The sequence below is a fragment of the Enterobacter sp. JBIWA005 genome, assembly GCF_019968805.1.
Classification (GTDB): Bacteria; Pseudomonadota; Gammaproteobacteria; order Enterobacterales; family Enterobacteriaceae; genus Enterobacter; species Enterobacter vonholyi.
Window position 1 is genome coordinate 2872366 of record NZ_CP074159.1, and the last position, 20627, is coordinate 2892992.

The following is a 20627-nucleotide window of genomic DNA, read 5'->3' on the forward strand; positions in this document are numbered from 1 at the left end:
GCGGCATTTTTAAGGTGAATCAATCACCTATAACTTACCCAGCTTGGTTCGTAAGCGTTTAATGGCCTGGCTGTGCAGCTGGCTCACCCGCGACTCTCCCACCTCCAGAACAGCGCCAATCTCTTTGAGGTTAAGCTCTTCCTGGTAGTAAAGGGTCAATACCAGCTGTTCGCGTTCAGGCAGAGCTTCAATAGCCTCCATGACGCGCTGGCGTAAATTCCCTTCCATTAAATGGTGTAACGGGTTCTCCTGCTGGTGCTCGTCCGTCACCAGCTCGATGCTATCGCCATGCTCTTCTCGCCACTCGTCATATGAGAAGAGTTGGCTATTATTGGTATCGAGCAACATCTGACGATACTCTTCAACAGCAATGCCAAGACGTTCCGCCACTTCGGTTTCAGTTGCGTTACGTCCCAGTTCCTGTTCCAGCTGCCCCATCGCATGCGCCACTTCGCGCGCGTTGCGGCGAACACTGCGCGGCACCCAGTCGCGGCTGCGCAGCTCGTCCAGCATCGCACCACGAATACGCTGAACTGCGTAAGTCGTAAATGCCGTTCCTTGCAGAGCGTCGTATCGGTCAACTGCATTCAATAACCCGATACCGCCCGCCTGTAGCAGATCGTCGAGTTCCACGCTCGCCGGCAAGCGCACCTGGAGGCGCAATGCTTCGTGACGCACCAGCGGGACATAACGCTGCCACAGCGAGTGTTTATCCATTACACCTTCAGCGGTATAGAGTGAATTCACGATAAACAGCCCTGCGTTAGTTGAGTTATCGGCATGATTATCCGATTCTGCAGGGCGTTCAATTGGATGAAAAAGGGGGATAAAGTGAGGTTATTCTGAGGTTGCCCACAACAGGGGCAACTTTTCTGCCTAAATTAACAGTTGTAACAATGAAAGATCGTCGCCCAGTTTGACGCTATCTATATGTTGATGAAAGAGCTTTCCTGCTTCCTGATTATGCTGGCTAAGGGAGTGGAAGCTGTAAATAACATCAATGATATTATCTTGTTCAATTTTCCCCGCCACGAGAGCCTGACCGGCAAGTAACGTTTTAAGGAAATAGAACTCCGCAACGATTAAATAAAGGTTATTCAACATGCTGCGGCCGTTGTTCTGCGGGAAGCCCTGCTCCCAAAGTTTGTATTTAAAAAAGTTCTTGAATAAATGGTCATTGGTCGCCAGATAACTGCCCGCCACATCGCGCCAGACGGACTCGATGTTTTCCATGACCTTCTCTGCCGGCACGGTGTCACCCGCAGAGTCAAATTGTTGATAAAGCTGGGTAAAATAACGGTTTAATACCGCACCGCCGCGGGCTGTTACTTTCTTCGTGAAGTAGCTCTGGATGAGCGAAATTAACGCGAACTTCAGGCTGTAGTTCTGATTAAAGCCGCATAATTCCGTTTTGATTTTACCGCTCACCAGTTCGTTAACCAGTGAGAAATAGACCGTTTCGAGCGTGCCGATATTCTCTGCGATATTATCGAGCTTTTCCGCCACCATGAGGAATTTCACTACGGCGTAAACCTGTTCCTCAACGCTGACGCCCTCAACGCTGAAAATATTCTGGCAGAAGAGATTGATGACCTTGGCCTTCAAATCAATCATCGGCGCATTATTGACGTCCTGCTGAACAATGACAGATTCCATCAACGACATAGACTCCCGATCGTTCAACAGAAGTCGGGTCACTTCCGGACACGACAGGTTCAGCGATTTTTCGATTTCATTTTTATAGACCCGGCTTGTCCGTGGAAATGTCGAACAGGTTGGGCTTAAGGCCTGGACGCCCATGGCGCCATGAACAGAACAGAGTTTTTCCGTATCCATAAACGGGCAGTTTTTACTTTCCGTATGGAAAATCACTTCACCCCAGTGGTCATAGTTTTTTTTGGTGACTTTTATCGCCGTTTTCGCCGTCTGACGAATAGCGGCATTTTTACTGTTCAGATAGCGATTAACGGAGGATTTATCAAACGCGATGGTCCAGCCCTGACAACAATGTTCACGGCATTCCCCACCGACACATGAAAAATCTGCGACCAGCTTTGGTTGAGTGACACTGATTTGTTTCACAGGCGGATTCTCAAATAGCAGAGATAAAAAAACCCCGCCGAAGCGGGGTTTCACGCGTAAAATTAACGCAGCAGAGACAGAACGGTCTGTGGAACCTGGTTTGCCTGAGACAGAACAGAAGTACCAGCCTGCTGCAGGATCTGCGCGCGGGACATGTTGGAAACTTCAGTTGCGTAGTCAGCGTCCTGGATACGGGACTGAGCAGCAGACAGGTTGTTAGAGGTGTTGTTCAGGTTGTTGATTGCAGAAGTGAAACGGTTCTGCACAGCACCCAGGCCAGAACGTGCTTTATCAACTTTAGCGATAGCTGCGTCGATGGTGCCCAGGTCAGTAGCGGTCATAGTTTTCAGGTCGATAGCGTTCACGCCCAGAGTGGTGGTGTCAGCTTTAGCACCGCTCAGGTCCAGATCGATGGTGTCGCCGTCGTTAACGCCAACCTGAATTTTAACTACGCCAGCAGTACCAGCAGTGCCGTCCAGCAGTTTGATGCCGTTGAAGTCAGTTTTGCCCGCAACGCGGTTGATTTCAGCCAGACGAGCGGTAACTTCATCCTGCAGAGAAGCCAGGTCAGAGGTGCTGTTGGTGCCGTTGCTTGCCTGAACAGCCAGTTCACGAACGCGCTGCAGGTTGTTGTTGATTTCGTTCAGAGAGCCTTCAGCAGTCTGCGCCATGGAGATACCGTCGTTGGCGTTACGTGCTGCCTGGTTCATACCTTTGATCTGAGCGGTCATGCGGTTTGCAATCGCCTGGCCAGCAGCATCGTCTTTCGCGCTGTTAATACGCAGACCGGAAGACAGACGCTCGATAGCAGTGCCCAGAGAAGACTGAGATTTGTTCAGGTTGTTCTGAGTGGTCAGGGACAACAGGTTAGTATTGATAACTGCCATAATTTTCTTTCCTTCAAAAATTGGGTTTTAGGTCCGGTGCCTAACACTCACAGCGTCTCTCACCGTCAACAAGGTTATCGACGGGTCCCCAAAAGACTTTAGAATCAATTTTGAAAAAATTACAACCAGCTGATTATTAACAGATTTATTTTTAAAAAATCAATTAAGGTCCAACAGAGCGTTATTATTTATGCTTTTTTAACGCGCAAAGAGATGACTAAAAAGGCACACACTTATTCGTGTTTTCAAAGCGCAGATAATGATCCTAAAGTGCAATCCTTTCATTTACCCCGCCAGGACGCGTCTATTCTTTGGATTATTTTTTTCTCACCATCGTAAACTTTTACGTTGAGAGGCCGATAAGAGTCCTGAACTACTTTCGTATTTTAAGGAAAATATGCATGGCTACTATCAGTAACCTCGGGATAGGTTCTGCAGGACTCGGGGATTTATATAATCAGTTGGATGCAGCAGAAAGAACCAAGCTGACGACGATTACTTCCCAGCAATCAACGTATAACGCGCAGTTAAGCGCTTACGGCAAGCTGCAGAGCGCCATGACATCGCTGCAGACCGCGACCGCTGCGCTGGGTAAAGCAACCACCTGGAACTCAACGTCCGTTAGCAGTACCAATACGGCCTTTACCGCCACGACAACGGCTGACGCATCTGTCGGTTCCTTTGTTGTAAACGTCAACCAGGTTGCCAAGGCACAGGCACTCACTACCGGCTCCTATGCAAACAACACTGATCTGCTGGGCGATACGACAGGTACAACGCGTAAAATCACCATCACCCAGCCGGGCACGAAAACGCCTTTAGAGGTCACCCTGGCGGATGGCGATACGTCTCTGGCCGGGATCGCGAGCGCCATTAATAAAGCGAACGGCAACGTCACCGCCAGCGTCATTAAAGCGAAAGACGGTGATTACCGCCTGATGCTGTCATCTAAAACCACCGGTATGGATGGTGCGATGACGGTAAGCGTCACTGGCGACGCCAAGCTGCAAAGCGCCATTGGCTACGACTCAACCACCAAAACGGGCGCGCTGACGGTGAACACCGACGCGCAGAACGCGATTGTGGTAGTGAACAACATCTCCATCGAGCGCCAGTCGAATACCATTACCGATGCCCTGCCTGGCGTGACTTTCTCGCTGAAAGCAGAAAGCAAGGCAGATGAAACATTAGAGGTGACTCGCGCAACGGATGCTAACCAGAAAGCGATCACGGACTGGGTAACGGCGTATAACTCCCTGCAGTCCACCATTAACAGCCTGACGAAATATGTTCCGGTTGATGCTGGCTCCGGCAGCCAGTCAGCCAGCAACGGGGCACTTGTTGGTGATGCGAACGTGCGCGGGATCCAGTCTCAGCTGCGCGGCCTGCTGACCGAAGTGCAGAGCGGCTCGGTACAGATCATGGCCCAGCTGGGGATTACCCAGGACCCGGTTAAAGGTTCTGACGGTACCGTCGGTAACCTGAAAGTCGATACCGATAAGCTGAAAAAAGCGCTGACCGATAACCCAAACGCCGTACAGCAGTATTTTGTCGGTGACGGAAAGAAAACCGGTATGGCCACCCAGATGAACAACACGCTGACCACCATGCTCAGCACCAGTACCGGCAGCGCCGGGGTGATCCAGAACGCGAAAGACGGGATCAACAAAACGCTAAAAACGCTGGGTGAGCGTTACGATGCTATGGAAGCCACTATTGATGCCACCATGGCGCGTTACAAAACCCAGTTCACCAGTCTGGACGTATTAGTCACCAAAATGACCAGTACAGCCAACTACCTGACCCAACAGTTCTCACAAAAGTAGTCGTAGCCTTCAGGAGTGGATATGTATAAGACCTCTGGTGTTCAATCCTATCAGCAGATAGGAGTCGAAAGCGCAGTCATGAATGCCAGTCCACACCAGCTGATTGTCATGTTATTCGACGGGGCGCATAGCGCCCTTGTTCGCGCGCGTTTGTTCATGGAAGCCGGACAAATTCGTGAGAAAGGCGAAGCGTTAACGAAAGCCATCAACATCATCGACAACGGTTTAAAAGCAGGACTGAACATGGAGGTTGAGAGCGAGTTGTCCGGTAATCTTGCCTCCTTGTACGAATATATGGTTCGACGTTTGTTGCTGGCGAATGTCAGTAACGACGTAGACGCAATTGTTGAAGTCGAGGGTTTATTAAACAACATTGCGGATGCGTGGAAGCAAATCGGCCCCAATGCGTCCTCTATTTCAGGATAATTTTGATGAATAATCCCAGCGCAGCGCTTAGCCACTGGCAGGCGTTACATGCTCAGAGCATTGCTATGCTCAATCTCGCACATTCTGGTCAATGGGATGCGCTTATCGAGCAGGAAATGCATTACGTTCAACTGGTGGAAAAAATTTCGCAAACACCCATCATGTCATGCCCTCCGGCTCAGGTTGAGCAAGCGCGTGCGCTGCTGGAAATGATCCTTGAAAATGAGAATGCGCTAAAGGCTCTGCTGAAAGTCCGGATGGACGAACTGCGTAATCTGATTGATCAAACCGGTAAACAGCAATCCATCACGTCTACCTATGGAAAGCTGTCAGGGAATATTCTTTATCCAGAAAGTTTGACCCGCGACACACAACTATGATTTCTTCATCCATACTCCAGAAGTCTGCCAATGGCTTCTGGAGCAAGGATGATGAAAAACCCCACCCTGTTACAATGTTTTCACTGGTACTACCCTGCTGGCGGTGAATTGTGGCGAGAGGTCACGGCGTTAGCTCCCAATCTTAACGAAATCGGCATCAACATGATCTGGCTGCCGCCCGCCTGTAAAGGGGCATCCGGCGGGTATTCTGTCGGCTATGACACCTATGACCTGTTCGATCTTGGCGAGTTTGACCAGAAAGGCAGTATCGCCACCAAATATGGCGACAAAGCACAGCTGCTGGAGGCCATTGATGCCCTCAAGAGCAACGACATTGCCGTGCTGCTGGACGTGGTGGTCAACCACAAAATGGGCGCCGATGAAAAAGAGCCCGTGCGCGTTCAGCGCGTGAACGAGCAGGACCGCACGCAAATTGATGACGAGGTCATCGAGTGCGAAGCCTGGACCCGCTACACCTTCCCTGCCCGCGCCGGGCAGTATTCACAGTTTATCTGGGACTACAAATGCTTCAGCGGCGTCGACCATATTGAAAACCCCGATGAGGACGGCATCTTTAAAATCGTCAACGACTACACCGGCGAAGGCTGGAACGATCAGGTTGATGATGAGATGGGTAACTTCGATTATCTGATGGGCGAAAATATCGACTTTCGCAATCACGCCGTGACCGAGGAGATCAAATACTGGGCCCGCTGGGTCATGGAACAGACGGGCTGCGACGGTTTTCGTCTGGACGCCGTCAAGCATATTCCCGCCTGGTTTTACAAAGAGTGGATTGAGCACGTCCAGGAAGTTGCCGACCAGCCGCTGTTTATCGTGGCGGAGTACTGGTCCCATGAGGTGGATAAACTTCAGGCCTATATTGACCAGGTCGAAGGCAAAACCATGCTGTTTGATGCCCCCCTGCAGATGAAATTCCACGAGGCGTCACGTCAGGGCCGGGATTACGACATGAGCCAAATCTTCACCGGTACCCTGGTGGAAGCCGATCCGTTTCATGCGGTCACCCTCGTCGCGAACCACGATACTCAGCCTCTGCAGGCGCTGGAAGCGCCGGTCGAAGCCTGGTTTAAGCCGCTGGCCTACGCGTTGATCCTGCTGCGGGAAAATGGCGTGCCGAGCGTCTTTTATCCGGATCTCTTCGGCGCCAGCTATGACGACGCGGGAGGTGACGGTGAAACGTACCATATTGATATGCCGGTCATTGAGCAGCTTCACGAGCTGATCCTCGCGCGCCAGCGTTTTGCCCACGGCGTGCAAACGCTGTTTTTCGACCATCCAAACTGCATCGCCTTCAGCCGCAGCGGTACGGAAGACGATCCCGGCTGCGTGGTGGTGATGTCGAACGGGGACGACGGTGAAAAAGTGATTTGTCTTGGGGAAAACTACGGCAACAAAACGTGGCGGGATTTTCTCGGCAATCGCGAAGAAACCATCACCACGGCGGCGGATGGCGAAGGGACGTTTACATGCAAAGGCGGAAGCGTGAGCGTGTGGGTAATAGAGGAAGCGCTGTAGAACGGGAAACGTGCGGCCTGATGCCCTCACCCCGTCCCTCTCCCACAGGGAGAGGGCGTAAAAACCAAAAACGGCAACGAGGTTGCCGTTTTGCTTTTACCCTTAGGGCAGTTTACTCTCCAGCGGATTCTTGCTCAGGTAATCGGCACACTCAACCGTTGGGCGATCGACCTTCTGCAGCTCCAGCCCGTCGTACTCAAGCGTCGAGCCATCGCGCTCCAGCGGATAGATATCCAGCTTACGCGTCACGTTGTAATAACTGTCTGAACGCAGCATGATTTTACCCGGCACGGCAATCACGCGCTGCCACTGACGGCAGTCCAGCGTATCGCCCTCCTCCGTCACCACCAGCGTGGCAATCGCCTTCGGACTGACCATGTTGCTCTGCGGCCCTTTCGACTGCCAGTATCCCGCCAGGTGCGCCGGGACAGGGTGCTTAATCACGTCTTTATAATTATCGACCTTAACGCACCCGGTCAGTGCCAGCAGCGCGCCAGCAATTGCTATTTTTTTCATCATCTTTCCTGCATTCGAAGAAAAAAATATTGTGGCATTAAAGCGCTGCGGCTGCCAGCGGAGATCGACAGGTCTTAAACCTGCATCCCCATCACTTCCTGATAGGCCGACACCAGCTTATTACGCACCTGGATCCCCATCTGCAGGGAAACCGAGGCTTTTTGCAAATCGGTCATCACATCATTCAACGCCACGCCCGGCTCGCCGAGGGTGAACTTCTCGGCCTGAGTGCGCGCAGCGGTCTGGGTATCACTGATACGGTCAAGAGCGGCATGCAGTTGCCCTGCGAAGCTGATGCTCGGCTGCTGATCTGCCACATTCTGATTACGGGCCGTCATTGCCGTTGCCTGCAGCTGACTGATTACCCCTTCAATGCCCTGTATAGCCATGACTCTCCCCTGGATGGTTTTTTACGCGGTCAAGACTAACAGCTTGTCAATAAGATAATGGCGGTAAATAGCATGAAAAAACCAGGTTATTTGACGCATAGAAAATCACGAATCATCAAATAATGGCAGGGCCATCAATATGGAACTTTTGTCGTGTTTGCCGACCCGGGAGTCAGTTTTGTTTCTCTACACGAATAACGTAAACCACCAGGATTTAAGAGGTGCGCAATGAGTGCAACAGCATCGACAGCGCCGCAGAATAAATCACTCGAGTGGATGAACCGCCTTCGCGCGAATCCTAAAATCCCGTTGATCGTGGCAGGCGCTGCCGCAATTGCGATCCTTGTAGCGATGGTCCTGTGGGCGAAAAGCCCTGATTACCGGACGCTCTACAGCAATCTTTCCGATCAGGATGGCGGCGCCATCGTCACCCAGCTTACCCAGATGAACATCCCTTATCGCTTTGCCGATAATGGCGGTGCGCTTGAGGTACCGGCAGATAAGGTGCACGAACTGCGTCTGCGTCTGGCTCAGCAGGGGCTGCCGAAAGGCGGCGCGGTGGGCTTTGAGCTGCTGGATCAGGAAAAATTCGGTATCAGCCAGTTCAGCGAGCAGGTGAACTACCAGCGTGCGCTGGAAGGTGAACTGGCCCGCACCATTGAAACATTAGGCCCGGTGAAGAGTGCCCGCGTGCATCTGGCGATGCCTAAGCCTTCCTTATTTGTCCGCGAACAGAAATCACCTTCGGCTTCCGTTACCGTGAACCTCGAACCCGGCCGCGCGCTGGACGAAGGGCAAATCAGCGCGGTGACGCACCTCGTCTCCAGCGCCGTGGCCGGTCTACCGCCGGGTAACGTGACGCTGGTTGACCAGAGCGGTCACCTGCTGACGCAATCCAATACCGCCGGTCGCGATCTGAATGACGCGCAGCTGAAATATGCCGCCGATGTCGAAAGCCGTCTCCAGCGTCGTATCGAAGCGATCCTGGGCCCGGTAGTGGGCAACAGCAACGTGCACGCGCAGGTAACCGCCCAGATCGACTTCGCGAATAAAGAACAAACTGAAGAACAATACAGCCCGAACGGCGATGCGGCTCAGGCGGTGATGCGTTCGCGCCAGATCAATACCAGCGAGCAGATTGGCGGTGCAAACCCGGGCGGCGTGCCGGGCGCGCTGTCTAACCAGCCTGCCCCGGCTAACGCGGCGCCGATCTCTACGCCGCCGGCCAATCAGCAGAACGGTCAGCAGACTAATCAGCAGACCACCTCAACGGCGAATAACAGCGGCCCTCGAAACACCAGCCGTAATGAAACCACGAACTACGAAGTGGATAGAACGATTCGCCACACTAAACTGAACGTGGGCGATATTCAGCGTCTTTCCGTTGCGGTAGTGGTGAACTACAAAACGCTGGCGGATGGCAAACCGTTGCCGTTGACCGCCGAGCAGATGAAGCAGATTGAAAACCTGACCCGTGAAGCGATGGGTTACTCCGAGAAGCGCGGCGATACCCTCAACGTGGTGAACTCACCGTTCAACTCGGTTGATGAGACCGGCGGCGAACTGCCGTTCTGGCAACAGCAGGCGTTTATCGATCAGCTGATGTCCGCAGGACGCTGGCTGCTGGTGCTGATTGTCGCGTGGCTGCTGTGGCGTAAGGGCGTTCGTCCGCAGCTCCAGCGCCGTGCTGAAGCCGAAAAAGCGGCTCGCGAGCAGATGAATGCGCGTCAGGAAACGGAAGAAGCGGTTGAAGTGCGCCTCAGCAAAGATGAACAGATGCAGCAGCGTCGTGCTAACCAGCGCATGGGCGCTGAGGTCATGAGCCAGCGCATTCGCGAAATGTCAGATAACGATCCGCGCGTCGTGGCGCTGGTCATCCGCCAGTGGATGGGTAACGAACATGAGTAATACGCTTACGGGCACCGATAAAAGCGTCATCCTGCTGATGACCATTGGCGAAGATCGCGCGGCAGAGGTGTTTAAACACCTCTCCCAGCGAGAAGTGCAAATTCTCAGTGCGGCCATGGCCAACGTGCGTCAGATCTCCAACAAGCAGCTGACTGAAGTGCTGGCAGAGTTTGAACAGGAAGCCGAACAGTTTGCCGCGCTGAACATCAACGCCAACGACTACCTCCGTTCCGTGCTGGTCAAGGCGCTGGGCGAAGAACGTGCCTCCAGCCTGCTGGAAGACATTCTGGAAACCCGCGATACCGCCAGCGGTATCGAAACGCTCAACTTTATGGAACCGCAGAGTGCCGCCGACCTTATTCGCGACGAGCACCCACAGATTATCGCCACCATCCTTGTCCACCTCAAACGTGGTCAGGCGGCCGATATTCTGGCGCTGTTCGAAGAGCGTCTGCGTCACGATGTGATGCTGCGTATCGCCACCTTCGGCGGCGTCCAGCCGGCCGCGCTGGCGGAGCTGACCGAGGTGCTGAACAACCTGCTCGACGGCCAGAACCTCAAGCGCAGCAAAATGGGCGGCGTGAGAACGGCGGCGGAAATCATCAACCTGATGAAAACGCAGCAGGAAGAGGCCGTCATTACGGCGGTTCGCGAATTCGACGGCGAGCTGGCACAGAAAATCATCGACGAGATGTTCCTGTTCGAAAACCTCGTCGAAGTGGACGATCGCAGCATCCAGCGCCTGCTCCAGGAAGTGGATTCCGAGTCGCTGCTTATCGCCCTCAAAGGCGCCGAGCAGCCGCTGCGCGAGAAGTTCCTGCGCAACATGTCTCAGCGCGCGGCCGATATCCTGCGCGACGACCTTGCCAACCGCGGCCCGGTTCGTCTTTCTCAGGTGGAAAACGAACAGAAAGCCATTCTGCTTATTGTTCGTCGTCTGGCGGAAACCGGCGAGATGGTGATTGGCAGCGGAGACGACACCTATGTCTAATGAGCTGCCGTAGAAACGCTGGACGCCGGACGATCTGGCTCCTCCCCTCTCCGAGTTCACGCCAGCCGTGATACCGACCGAGGAGCTTGACCCGGACGTCGAGCAGCCCGAGCTGAGCGAAGAAGAGCAGCAAGCTCAAATGCTGGCTCAGCTGCAAATGCAGGCGCACGAGCAGGGTTACAATGCCGGTCTGAACGAAGGCCGGCAGAAAGGCCACGAGCAGGGATATCAGGAAGGTCTGGCGAAAGGGTTAGAGCACGGTATCGATCAGGCGCGCCAGCAGCAGGCGCCGATCCATGCCCGCATGCAGCAGCTGGTCAGCGAGTTCCAGCACACTCTTGACGCGCTGGACAGCGTGATTGCCTCGCGACTGATGCAGATGGCGCTGGAAGCCGCGCGTCAGGTGATCGGCCAGACGCCCGTGGTGGATAACACCGCACTTATCAAACAAATTCAGGGTCTGCTTCAGCAGGAGCCGCTGTTCAGCGGGAAACCTCAGCTGCGCGTCCATCCGGACGATCTGCAGCGCGTTGAAGAGAGCCTGGGCGCGACGCTAAACCTGCACGGCTGGCGTCTGCGCGGTGACCCGTCGTTACATCATGGCGGCTGCAAAGTCTCTGCCGATGAAGGCGACCTGGATGCCAGCGTTGCTACCCGCTGGCAGGAACTGTGCCGCCTGGCGGCACCGGGAGTCGTCTGATGACCGCTCGCCTCACCCGCTGGCTCACCACGCTCGACAACTTTGAGACGAAGATGGCGCAACTGCCATCTGTTCGTCGTTATGGACGACTCACGCGCGCCACCGGGCTGGTTCTCGAAGCCACCGGCCTGCAGCTGCCGCTGGGCGCGACCTGCGTGATTGAGCGTCAGGACGGTCTGGAAACGCGCGAAGTTGAAAGCGAAGTGGTTGGGTTTAACGGCCAGCGCCTGTTCCTGATGCCGCTTGAAGAGGTGGAAGGCATTCTGCCCGGCGCGCGCGTCTATGCCAAAAACATTTCTGGCGATGGGCTGCAAAGTGGGAAACAGCTGCCGCTTGGCCCTGCCCTGCTGGGCCGCGTGCTGGACGGCAGCGGTAAACCGCTCGACGGCCTGCCCTCCCCCGACACCACCGAAACCGGTGCGCTAATCACCCAGCCGTTCAACCCCCTGCAGCGTACCCCTATCGAGCATGTGCTTGACACCGGCGTGCGCCCGATTAACGCCCTGCTCACCGTGGGACGTGGACAACGTATGGGCCTGTTCGCCGGGTCTGGCGTGGGTAAATCCGTCCTGCTCGGCATGATGGCGCGCTATACCCAGGCCGATGTGATCGTCGTGGGGCTGATTGGCGAACGCGGTCGTGAAGTAAAAGACTTTATTGAAAACATTCTGGGTGCGGAAGGCCGTGCCCGCTCGGTGGTAATTGCCGCGCCGGCGGACGTGTCGCCGCTGCTGCGTATGCAGGGTGCCGCGTACGCCACCCGCATCGCCGAAGATTTTCGTGACCGCGGCAAGCACGTGCTGCTGATCATGGATTCCCTGACCCGCTACGCGATGGCGCAGCGTGAAATCGCGCTGGCCATCGGTGAGCCACCGGCAACCAAAGGCTACCCGCCTTCGGTCTTCGCCAAACTTCCTGCGCTGGTGGAACGCGCGGGGAACGGCATCAGCGGCGGCGGCTCCATCACCGCGTTCTACACGGTTCTGACGGAAGGCGATGACCAGCAGGACCCGATTGCCGACTCCGCGCGCGCAATTCTTGACGGTCACATTGTGCTGTCGCGTCGTCTGGCCGAAGCCGGGCACTATCCGGCCATTGATATTGAAGCGTCTATCAGCCGCGCAATGACGGCGCTGATAACCGAGAAGCACTACGCTCGCGTGCGTAACTTCAAACAACTGCTTTCCAGCTTCCAGCGCAACCGCGATCTGGTCAGCGTGGGGGCGTATGCCAAAGGCAGCGACCCGATGCTCGACAAGGCGATTAGCCTGTGGCCGCAGCTGGAAGCATTTTTGCAACAAGGCATTTTTGAACGCGCCGACTGGGAAGATTCAATTCAGGCACTGGAGCTGATTTTCCCGCAGGTGTAACACAGGTGGAGGGCGAAGGTCATGGCGCAAAACAGCGCGTTATCAACGCTGAAAGATCTGGCTGAGAAAGAAGTTGATGATGCCGCATTGCAGCTTGGCGCAATGCGACGCGGGTGCCAGCAGGCTGAAGAACAGTTGAAGATGTTAATCGACTATCAGCATGAATATCGCACCAACCTCAATACCGATATGACACAGGGCATTGGAAGCCAGCGCTGGATTAACTATCAGCAGTTTATCCAGACGCTGGAGAAGGCGATAGATCAGCATCGCCAGCAGCTTAACCAGTGGACCCAGAAAGTCGATACCGCGCTGAATTTCTGGCGCGAGAAGAAGCAGCGGCTGCAGGCCTGGCAGACTTTACAGGACCGACAGATCGCGGCAACGACCCTGGCGGAAAACCGTCTGGATCAGAAGAAAATGGATGAGTTTGCCCAGCGCGCATCAATGAGGAAACCGGAATGATCACACTGCAACAACTGCTGATGAGCGACAGCGACCTGTCAGGCGGCACGCAAACAGGGAAAGGCACCGACGGTGCTCAGAACTTTCTCTCTCTGCTGGCGGGCGCCCTGTCGGACGCAACGGGCAAGGGCAAAGATGCGCCGCTGACCCTGGCTGACCTGAAAGCCGCCGGCAGTAAACTGTCAAAAGTGGCCCAGGACGCAAAAGGTGATACCACCCTGCAGGCCAGAATTGCCGACCTGCTCTCGCGCCAGACGGCGCTGAATGGCGATGAAACGTCGCCCGTCACGTCGCTTGATACGCTGGTTTCCGGGCTGGTGCCGCTGTCTAAGGGCGACGCGCTGAAGACGCTCAATGCGGCGAACAGCAAAGATGACGGTAAAAGCGAGCTGAGCGAAGAAGAACTGGCCGGATTAAGCGCGCTGATGGCGATGCTGCCTCACCAGCAAACTACCGCCTCTCGCGCGGCAGGCAGTGAGGGCGTTTCCGCCACCTCAACGCTGAGTTCCGCGACGTTTTCGCAAAACGGCGTGGGCCAGCCGTCCCTGAACGCGTCCGCGGGAAGCCACGATAAAGCGCAGAGTTCTACGCCTTATCAGAGCCAGGCGAAAACCAACGAACCCGCTCTGTCGGGCAACATGCCTGCTACACCGGCCGTGGCCGCAGCAGCAGAGAAGCAGGAGCTCGCCAGTTCGTCTTCATCATCTCCAACGGCCACCCTGGCACCGATTATGTCCAGCCATGCGACCAGCCAGACGGCCGCTACCGTTGCCACCGCGCCGGTGTTAAGCCAGCCTCTGGGAACCCACGAGTGGCAGCAGTCTCTGAGCCAGCACATCACCCTGTTCACTAAGCAGGGCCAGCAGACGGCAGAGCTGCGCCTGCACCCGGAAGATCTGGGTCAGGTGCAAATTTCACTTAAGCTGGATGACAACCAGGCCCAGCTGCAGATGGTCTCTGCGCACAGCCATGTTCGTGCGGCGCTGGAAGCCGCGCTGCCGGTACTGCGGACCTCACTGGCGGAAAACGGCATTCAGCTTGCACAGAGCAGCGTCAGCAGCGAGAGCTTCGCCGGGCAGCAGCAGTCCTCATCCCAGCAGCAGCACCAGGCTTCGCGTTCCGGCAATACCGGCGGTTTTAATGAAGAGAGCGATGAGTTGCTGCCTGTTCCTTCCGCCCTGCAGTCCGCAGCGCGGGGTAACAGTGCCGTAGACATCTTCGCCTAAACGCCAGAGGTAGCGTGATTATCCCCGTCTTTTCCACGCTTTGACGACAGCAGGACACGGGATAATCACCTTATTAAGCTGTACCGAAACAGGAAGCTCGTATCAGATGACTGACTCCGCTATCACCAAAAAAAGTAAGCGTTCCATCTGGATCCCGCTGCTGGTGTTGATCACGCTCGCCGCCTGCGCTACCGCGGGCTATAGTTACTGGCGTATGCAGCAGGAACCGACCACCGCTGCGGCCAAAGCTGAAGCACCTCCTCCGCCGGCTCCAGTGTTCTTCCCGCTGGATACCTTCACCGTCAATCTCGGTGATGCGGATCGCGTGCTTTACGTTGGCATTACGCTGCGCCTGAAAGATGAAGCCACCCGTTCACGTCTGAACGATTACCTTCCTGAAGTGCGTAGCCGTCTGTTGCTGCTGTTCTCTCGTCAGGACGCTTCGGCGCTGGCCACCGATGTGGGTAAGCAAAAGCTGGTCGACGCTATTAAACAAACGCTGGCGACCCCGCTGGTAAACGGCCAACCTAAGCAGGAAGTCACTGACGTTCTGTATACAGCATTCATTCTGCGGTAACGACATGGGCGACAGTATTCTTTCTCAGGCAGAAATCGATGCGCTGCTCAACGGCGACAGCGATAAAAGTGATGATCCGCAACCGGGTATTGGCGGCGATAGCGATATTCGTCCCTATGACCCGAATACCCAGCGTCGCGTGGTACGTGAACGTCTGCAGGCGCTGGAGATCATTAACGAACGTTTTGCACGTCAGTTCCGTATGGGGCTTTTTAACCTGCTGCGTCGTAGCCCGGATATTACGGTCGGTGCGATCCGCATTCAGCCGTACCATGAGTTTGCCCGCAACCTGCCGGTGCCAACCAACCTTAACCTGATTCATTTGAAGCCGCTGCGCGGCACCGGTCTGGTGGTGTTTTCGCCAAGCCTGGTGTTCATCGCGGTGGATAACCTGTTCGGCGGCGACGGGCGTTTCCCGACCAAAGTAGAAGGTCGTGAATTCACCCACACCGAACAGCGCGTCATTAACCGCATGCTGAAGCTGGCGCTGGAATCATACAGCGACGCGTGGAAAGCGATTAACCCGCTGGAAGTGGAGTACGTCCGTTCTGAGATGCAGGTGAAATTTACCAATATCACCACCTCCCCGAACGATATCGTCGTTAACACGCCGTTCCACGTGGAGATCGGTAATCTGACCGGCGAGTTCAACATCTGCCTGCCGTTCAGCATGATCGAACCGCTGCGCGAGCTGCTGGTTAACCCGCCGCTGGAGAACTCCCGCAACGAAGACCAGAACTGGCGTGAAAACCTGGTCCGCCAGGTCCAGCATTCGCAGCTTGAACTGGTGGCGAGCTTCGCCGATATCCCGCTGCGGTTATCTCAGATCCTGAAATTACAACCCGGCGATGTTTTGCCGATAGAAAAACCCGACCGCATTATTGCCCATGTGGATGGTGTCCCCGTGCTGACAAGCCAGTACGGCACGATTAACGGTCAGTATGCGTTACGCGTTGAGCACTTGATCAACCCGATTTTGAATTCGCTGAATGAGGAACAGCCCAAATGAGTGACATGAACAATCCGTCCGATGAAAACAGCGGAGCACTGGACGATCTGTGGGCTGACGCGTTAAACGAGCAAAAAGCGACCCCGGCCAAAAGCGCAGCGGATGCCGTATTCCAGCAGCTCGGCGGCGGTGACGTCAGCGGCACGCTGCAGGACATCGACCTGATCATGGATATCCCGGTTAAGCTGACCGTTGAGCTGGGACGCACCCGTATGACCATTAAAGAGCTGCTGCGCCTGACGCAGGGTTCCGTGGTGGCCCTTGACGGTCTGGCCGGTGAGCCGCTGGATATCCTGATCAACGGCTATCTGATTGCCCAGGGTGAAGTCGTAGTGGTTGCCGATAAATACGGCGTACGCATCACCGACATCATTACCCCGTCTGAACGTATGCGTCGTCTGAGCCGTTAAGCATGAAAACCCAGGCAACAATATCACAGCCTTCTGCCGTTCCCGGCTCACCTCTGCTCCAGGTGAGCGGGGCGTTGTTCGGTATTATTGCCTTTATTCTTATCGCCGCCTGGCTGGCGAAGCGCTTTGGCCTGGCGGGTAAAACCGCCGGTGCCCGCGGCCTGAAGGTCAGCGCCAGCACCACCCTGGGTCCACGCGAACGCGTGGTCATCGTCGAGGTGGACGATGCGCGTCTGGTTCTGGGCGTAACGACCTCAAACATCAGCGTATTACACAAGCTGCCGCCCGCCCCTGTTGTGGTGGACGAGCGCGCAGAGGCCCCTGCGGATTTTCAGTCCGTCATGAAGAGTTTGCTTAAGCGTTCCGGGAGATCCTGATGCGCCGTTTGTTATCCCTGACGCTTGCGGGCGTTGCCCTGTTTGCTCCCGCGGTCTATGCACAGCTGCCCGGTCTGGTCTCAACCCCTCTCGCGGGCGGCGGACAAAGCTGGTCACTTCCCGTTCAGACGCTGGTGTTCATCACCTCGCTGACGTTTATTCCGGCCATCCTGCTGATGATGACCAGCTTCACCCGCATCATCATCGTTTTCGGTCTGCTGCGAAACGCGCTGGGCACCCCTTCCGCTCCGCCAAACCAGGTTCTGCTCGGGCTGGCGCTGTTTTTGACCTTTTTCATTATGTCGCCGGTGATCGATAAGATTTATACCGACGCCTATCAGCCGTTCAGCGAAGACAAAATCTCCATGCAGGAGGCGCTCGACAAAGGCGCACAGCCGCTGCGGGAATTTATGCTGCGCCAGACGCGCGAAGCCGACCTGGCCCTTTTCGCCCGCCTGTCCAACACCGGCGAGCTGCAGGGACCGGAAGCGGTGCCAATGCGTATTCTGCTGCCCGCCTATGTCACCAGCGAGCTGAAAACCGCGTTCCAGATTGGCTTTACCATTTTTATTCCGTTCCTGATTATCGATCTGGTGATCGCCAGCGTCCTGATGGCGCTCGGGATGATGATGGTGCCGCCCGCGACCATTGCCCTGCCCTTTAAGATCATGCTCTTTGTGCTGGTCGACGGCTGGCAGCTGCTGGTCAGCTCGCTGGCGCAGAGTTTCTACAGTTAAGGAACGGCAATGACACCCGAATCGGTCATGATGATGGGCACGGAGGCGATGAAAATCGCGATTGCCGTTGCCGCTCCGCTGCTGCTTGTCGCGCTGGTTACCGGTCTGATTATCAGTATTCTGCAGGCCGCCACGCAGATTAACGAAATGACGCTGTCATTCATCCCGAAAATCATCGCCGTGTTCGTGGCGATCATCGTAGCCGGGCCGTGGATGCTGAACCTGTTGCTGGACTATATGCGCAACCTGTTTACCAACCTGCCGTACATCATCGGCTGATCTGACGATGCTGCACTTCACCAGCGACCAGTGGGTTCAGTGGCTCGGCGTCTACTTCTGGCCGATGCTGCGCATCATGGCGCTGATCTCCACCGCCCCCATTCTCAGCGAGAAATCGATACCCAAACGCGTCAAGGTGGGACTGGGGATTATTATCTCCATTATCGTCGCGCCCTCTCTGCCCCCCGTGGATATTCCGATCTTCTCGGCGAATGCGGTGTGGGTGGCCTTGCAGCAGGTGATGATTGGCGTCGCCGTCGGCTTTACCATGCAGCTGGCCTTTGCCGCCGTGCGTACCGCGGGGGAACTGATTGGCCTGCAGATGGGGTTATCTTTTGCCACGTTTGTCGATCCCGGCAGTCATCTCAACATGCCCGTGCTGGCGCGCATTATCGATCTGCTCGCCATGCTGCTGTTCCTGTCGTTCAACGGCCATCTGTGGCTTATCTCCATGCTGGTGGACACGTTCCATACCCTGCCGATTGGCGAAAACCCGGTGAACAGCAACGCTTTCCTGGCGCTCACCCGAGCGGCGGGGCTGATCTTCCTGAACGGGCTGATGCTGGCGTTACCCATCATCACCCTGCTGCTGACCGTCAACCTGGCTTTAGGTTTACTCAACCGAATGGCACCGCAGCTTTCGGTGTTTGTCATTGGTTTTCCGCTGACGCTGACGGTCGGAATTTTATTAATGTCATTACTGATGCCACTGATCGCTCCCTTCTGTGAACATTTATTCGGCGAGATATTCAACCTGTTAGCGGATATTGTCAGCGAGCTGCCACGTAAATAATAGCCCTCACTGTTGCTATTGTCTTTCTGAGGATATTCCTAAAATAAAATGCGAAAAACATCTTCCAGGATATATCTGACGCGGTTTAATTGTTTCTAACCACCTCACAATACTTAATATTTACTTTACTTTAAGAAGATTCCTGGCAAATTATACGTAACTTTACGGGATAGTGAGTCCGCCTGAAAGTCTTTGTCATGCTCACAGGTTTATTATTTTTTTCCATCCCGTATGGCTGTTTTGAGCTCTCAGGCAGATGGTGAATTATCGTTACGCATTGAGTGAGGGTATGCCATGTCAACGATCATTATGGATTTATGCAGCTACACCCGGCTAGGGTTAACCGGGTACCTGGCAAGCAGAGGGGTAAGAAAGAGAGACATCAACGATGCACACACCGTTGACGAACTCGCAGCCGCTTGTGACGAACTAAAACCAGGCGTGGTGTTTATTAATGAGGACTGTTTCATTCACGATCCAGCCAACAGTCAGCACATTAAGCAAATCATTAATCAGCATCCAAAAACCCTGTTTATTGTTTTTATGGCGATCGCGAATATCCATTTCGATGAGTATTTGTTGGTCCGTAAAAATTTATTGATCAGTTCTAAATCGATTAAACCCGAGTCGCTGGATGACATTTTGGGTGATTATTTGAATAAAGAAGTTAAAAATGTAGGAGCGGTTAACTTACCCACCCTATCATTAAGCAGGACTGAATCAAGTATGCTGCGAATGTGGATGGCGGGACAAGGAACTATTCAGATCTCCGACCAGATGAATATTAAAGCGAAAACCGTTTCGTCACACAAAGGAAATATTAAACGGAAAATTAAAACGCATAATAAGCAAGTGATCTACCATGTGGTACGCCTGACCGATAATGTGACGAACGGGATTTTCGTTAACATGCGTTAGTCGCTTAAGACCCTGTGCACCCTACCTTTGATCTCTGGCCTGGCCAGAGATTTTTGCTTCTGCAGAGGATGTCGGGCCGCGATGCGCTACCCGACGCCGTGTTAGTCTGCTTTCTCAACAAAGATACCGTCAGGATGCCCCAGTTCGTTAAAAAACCAAATGCCGAGCGGGTAGTCTTCCAGTGATACCAGATACATTGTCCCTTCACTAAACTCTTCAATTGCCAGCACCACACCCGGGCGGCGCGGCCCACCGTCCGTTTTAACGGTTACCCGATCGTTGACCTTCATACATTCCTCCTCTGGTTTTGAGCCAGTGTAGAACAAAACGCAAAAACACACATCGCCGCCCGGCGTGAATGGCGTTTTTATACACAGGCTATACTTAACCCTAGACACGTTTGCAGGTTGAAAGAGGAGTCCCGCAATGAAGACCGATAAAGAGTACAGCGACACCATCAAGCGCGAAGTCGAGGTGGATGTCGATGCCCTGCTGGCCGCCATCAATGAGATCAGTGAGTCAGAAGTCCGCCGGTCGGACGACAATTCGGACCGCGTCATTGTCAACGGAAGGGATTATCACACCTATCGTGAGCTGGCGGAGGCCTTCGAGCTCGATATTCACGACTTTAGCGTGTCTGAAGCCAATCGTTAGGGCGAAAAAAATCCCGGTCATGGGGATGACCGGGATCAAAACTTGCTTATGCAAGAAGCACTTGAAAATTCGTTACACCAGGAAATCTGATGTACAAGCCACACTATCCCCAACGAATTTGTCTGAAAAGCATATATTCTTATGATGAATATAATATTTTTAACATAA

The 20627-nt window shown here is 54.6% G+C and carries 25 protein-coding genes; 19 read left to right on the forward strand and 6 right to left on the reverse strand.

Annotated features, from left to right (window positions below):
- Positions 1 to 27: 27 nt before the first annotated feature.
- From KGP22_RS13680 to KGP22_RS13690, 3 genes are all read right to left on the reverse strand, one after another.
- Positions 28 to 747 carry an RNA polymerase sigma factor FliA gene (locus KGP22_RS13680; RefSeq protein WP_014170714.1) on the reverse strand — a complete coding sequence of 240 codons (720 nt, stop codon included), beginning with the start codon at positions 745 to 747 and terminating at the stop codon, positions 28 to 30.
- A gap of 129 nt (positions 748 to 876) precedes the next feature.
- Positions 877 to 2082, reverse strand: coding sequence for a flagellin lysine-N-methylase (gene fliB, locus KGP22_RS13685; protein ID WP_223579534.1), 1206 nt, complete (start codon positions 2080 to 2082; stop codon positions 877 to 879).
- Positions 2083 to 2144: 62 nt separating this feature from the next.
- On the reverse strand, positions 2145 to 2969 hold the full coding sequence (locus KGP22_RS13690; protein WP_111964862.1) for a flagellin: 825 nt from the start codon (positions 2967 to 2969) through the stop codon (positions 2145 to 2147).
- A 401-nt stretch (positions 2970 to 3370) separates the two neighbouring features.
- Between KGP22_RS13690 and fliD the strand changes: the two genes are divergently transcribed.
- The 4 genes from fliD to amyA are packed head-to-tail and all read left to right on the forward strand — an operon-like array spanning position 3371 to position 7140.
- Complete coding sequence (gene fliD, locus KGP22_RS13695) at positions 3371 to 4795, forward strand: flagellar filament capping protein FliD (protein ID WP_223579536.1); 1425 nt, start codon at positions 3371 to 3373, stop codon at positions 4793 to 4795.
- 21 nt (positions 4796 to 4816) lie between these two features.
- Entirely contained in the window at positions 4817 to 5221 is a 405-nt protein-coding gene (gene fliS / locus KGP22_RS13700) for a flagellar export chaperone FliS (protein ID WP_033145898.1), read from the forward strand.
- A 5-nt stretch (positions 5222 to 5226) separates the two neighbouring features.
- Positions 5227 to 5601, forward strand: coding sequence for a flagella biosynthesis regulatory protein FliT (fliT, locus tag KGP22_RS13705; protein WP_033145899.1), 375 nt, complete (start codon positions 5227 to 5229; stop codon positions 5599 to 5601).
- Between the two features lie 51 nt (positions 5602 to 5652).
- On the forward strand, positions 5653 to 7140 hold the full coding sequence (gene amyA / locus KGP22_RS13710) for an alpha-amylase (RefSeq protein ID WP_111964881.1): 1488 nt from the start codon (positions 5653 to 5655) through the stop codon (positions 7138 to 7140).
- Between the two features lie 102 nt (positions 7141 to 7242).
- On the opposite strand, the gene yedD is transcribed toward amyA, so the two are convergent.
- Both yedD and fliE read right to left on the reverse strand, forming a co-directional pair.
- Positions 7243 to 7656 carry a lipoprotein YedD gene (gene yedD, locus KGP22_RS13715; protein WP_223579539.1) on the reverse strand — a complete coding sequence of 138 codons (414 nt, stop codon included), beginning with the start codon at positions 7654 to 7656 and terminating at the stop codon, positions 7243 to 7245.
- Between the two features lie 74 nt (positions 7657 to 7730).
- A complete protein-coding gene (gene fliE, locus KGP22_RS13720) occupies positions 7731 to 8045 on the reverse strand; it encodes a flagellar hook-basal body complex protein FliE (RefSeq protein WP_008500329.1) in 315 nt (104 codons plus the stop codon).
- 228 nt (positions 8046 to 8273) lie between these two features.
- On the opposite strand from fliE, the gene fliF reads away from it, so the two are divergent.
- The 14 genes from fliF (at position 8274) to rcsA (ending at position 19805) form a co-directional block, all read left to right on the forward strand.
- Positions 8274 to 9953, forward strand: coding sequence for a flagellar basal-body MS-ring/collar protein FliF (fliF, locus tag KGP22_RS13725; RefSeq protein ID WP_133294723.1), 1680 nt, complete (start codon positions 8274 to 8276; stop codon positions 9951 to 9953).
- On the forward strand, positions 9946 to 10944 hold the full coding sequence (gene fliG, locus KGP22_RS13730) for a flagellar motor switch protein FliG (RefSeq protein WP_023312301.1): 999 nt from the start codon (positions 9946 to 9948) through the stop codon (positions 10942 to 10944). The genes fliF and fliG overlap by 8 nt, the downstream gene beginning before the upstream one ends.
- A 34-nt stretch (positions 10945 to 10978) precedes the next feature.
- Entirely contained in the window at positions 10979 to 11644 is a 666-nt protein-coding gene (fliH, locus tag KGP22_RS13735; protein ID WP_223582450.1) for a flagellar assembly protein FliH, read from the forward strand.
- Positions 11644 to 13014, forward strand: a complete 1371-nt coding sequence (fliI, locus tag KGP22_RS13740) for a flagellar protein export ATPase FliI (RefSeq protein WP_023336182.1) — start codon at positions 11644 to 11646, stop codon at positions 13012 to 13014. The genes fliH and fliI overlap by 1 nt, the downstream gene beginning before the upstream one ends.
- A gap of 21 nt (positions 13015 to 13035) precedes the next feature.
- Positions 13036 to 13479, forward strand: a complete 444-nt coding sequence (gene fliJ, locus KGP22_RS13745) for a flagellar export protein FliJ (RefSeq protein WP_023312304.1) — start codon at positions 13036 to 13038, stop codon at positions 13477 to 13479.
- Positions 13476 to 14705: a flagellar hook length control protein FliK gene (fliK, locus tag KGP22_RS13750; RefSeq protein WP_223579542.1), complete on the forward strand. Its 1230-nt coding sequence runs from the start codon at positions 13476 to 13478 to the stop codon at positions 14703 to 14705. Before fliJ ends, fliK begins: the two co-directional genes overlap by 4 nt.
- A gap of 106 nt (positions 14706 to 14811) precedes the next feature.
- Positions 14812 to 15282, forward strand: a complete 471-nt coding sequence (gene fliL, locus KGP22_RS13755) for a flagellar basal body-associated protein FliL (RefSeq protein WP_023312306.1) — start codon at positions 14812 to 14814, stop codon at positions 15280 to 15282.
- Between the two features lie 4 nt (positions 15283 to 15286).
- Positions 15287 to 16291 carry a flagellar motor switch protein FliM gene (fliM, locus tag KGP22_RS13760; protein ID WP_008500320.1) on the forward strand — a complete coding sequence of 335 codons (1005 nt, stop codon included), beginning with the start codon at positions 15287 to 15289 and terminating at the stop codon, positions 16289 to 16291.
- The gene (gene fliN, locus KGP22_RS13765; RefSeq protein ID WP_008500318.1) at positions 16288 to 16701 is read left to right on the forward strand and encodes a flagellar motor switch protein FliN; all 414 of its coding nucleotides are present in this window, start codon (positions 16288 to 16290) and stop codon (positions 16699 to 16701) included. The genes fliM and fliN overlap by 4 nt, the downstream gene beginning before the upstream one ends.
- Positions 16702 to 16703: 2 nt before the next feature.
- On the forward strand, positions 16704 to 17078 hold the full coding sequence (gene fliO / locus KGP22_RS13770) for a flagellar biosynthetic protein FliO (RefSeq protein WP_223579545.1): 375 nt from the start codon (positions 16704 to 16706) through the stop codon (positions 17076 to 17078).
- Positions 17078 to 17815, forward strand: a complete 738-nt coding sequence (gene fliP / locus KGP22_RS13775) for a flagellar type III secretion system pore protein FliP (RefSeq protein ID WP_023619313.1) — start codon at positions 17078 to 17080, stop codon at positions 17813 to 17815. Before fliO ends, fliP begins: the two co-directional genes overlap by 1 nt.
- 9 nt (positions 17816 to 17824) lie before the next feature.
- A complete protein-coding gene (fliQ, locus tag KGP22_RS13780; protein ID WP_008500315.1) occupies positions 17825 to 18094 on the forward strand; it encodes a flagellar biosynthesis protein FliQ in 270 nt (89 codons plus the stop codon).
- Between the two features lie 7 nt (positions 18095 to 18101).
- The gene (gene fliR / locus KGP22_RS13785) at positions 18102 to 18887 is read left to right on the forward strand and encodes a flagellar biosynthetic protein FliR (protein ID WP_008500314.1); all 786 of its coding nucleotides are present in this window, start codon (positions 18102 to 18104) and stop codon (positions 18885 to 18887) included.
- Between the two features lie 294 nt (positions 18888 to 19181).
- Complete coding sequence (gene rcsA, locus KGP22_RS13790) at positions 19182 to 19805, forward strand: transcriptional regulator RcsA (RefSeq protein ID WP_008500313.1); 624 nt, start codon at positions 19182 to 19184, stop codon at positions 19803 to 19805.
- Positions 19806 to 19906: 101 nt separating this feature from the next.
- On the opposite strand, the gene dsrB is transcribed toward rcsA, so the two are convergent.
- Positions 19907 to 20095: a protein DsrB gene (gene dsrB / locus KGP22_RS13795; protein ID WP_008500312.1), complete on the reverse strand. Its 189-nt coding sequence runs from the start codon at positions 20093 to 20095 to the stop codon at positions 19907 to 19909.
- A gap of 136 nt (positions 20096 to 20231) precedes the next feature.
- Here dsrB and yodD point away from each other — a divergent pair, with 136 nt between their 5' ends.
- Entirely contained in the window at positions 20232 to 20459 is a 228-nt protein-coding gene (gene yodD / locus KGP22_RS13800) for a YodD family peroxide/acid resistance protein (protein WP_008500310.1), read from the forward strand.
- Positions 20460 to 20627 lie beyond the last annotated feature (168 nt).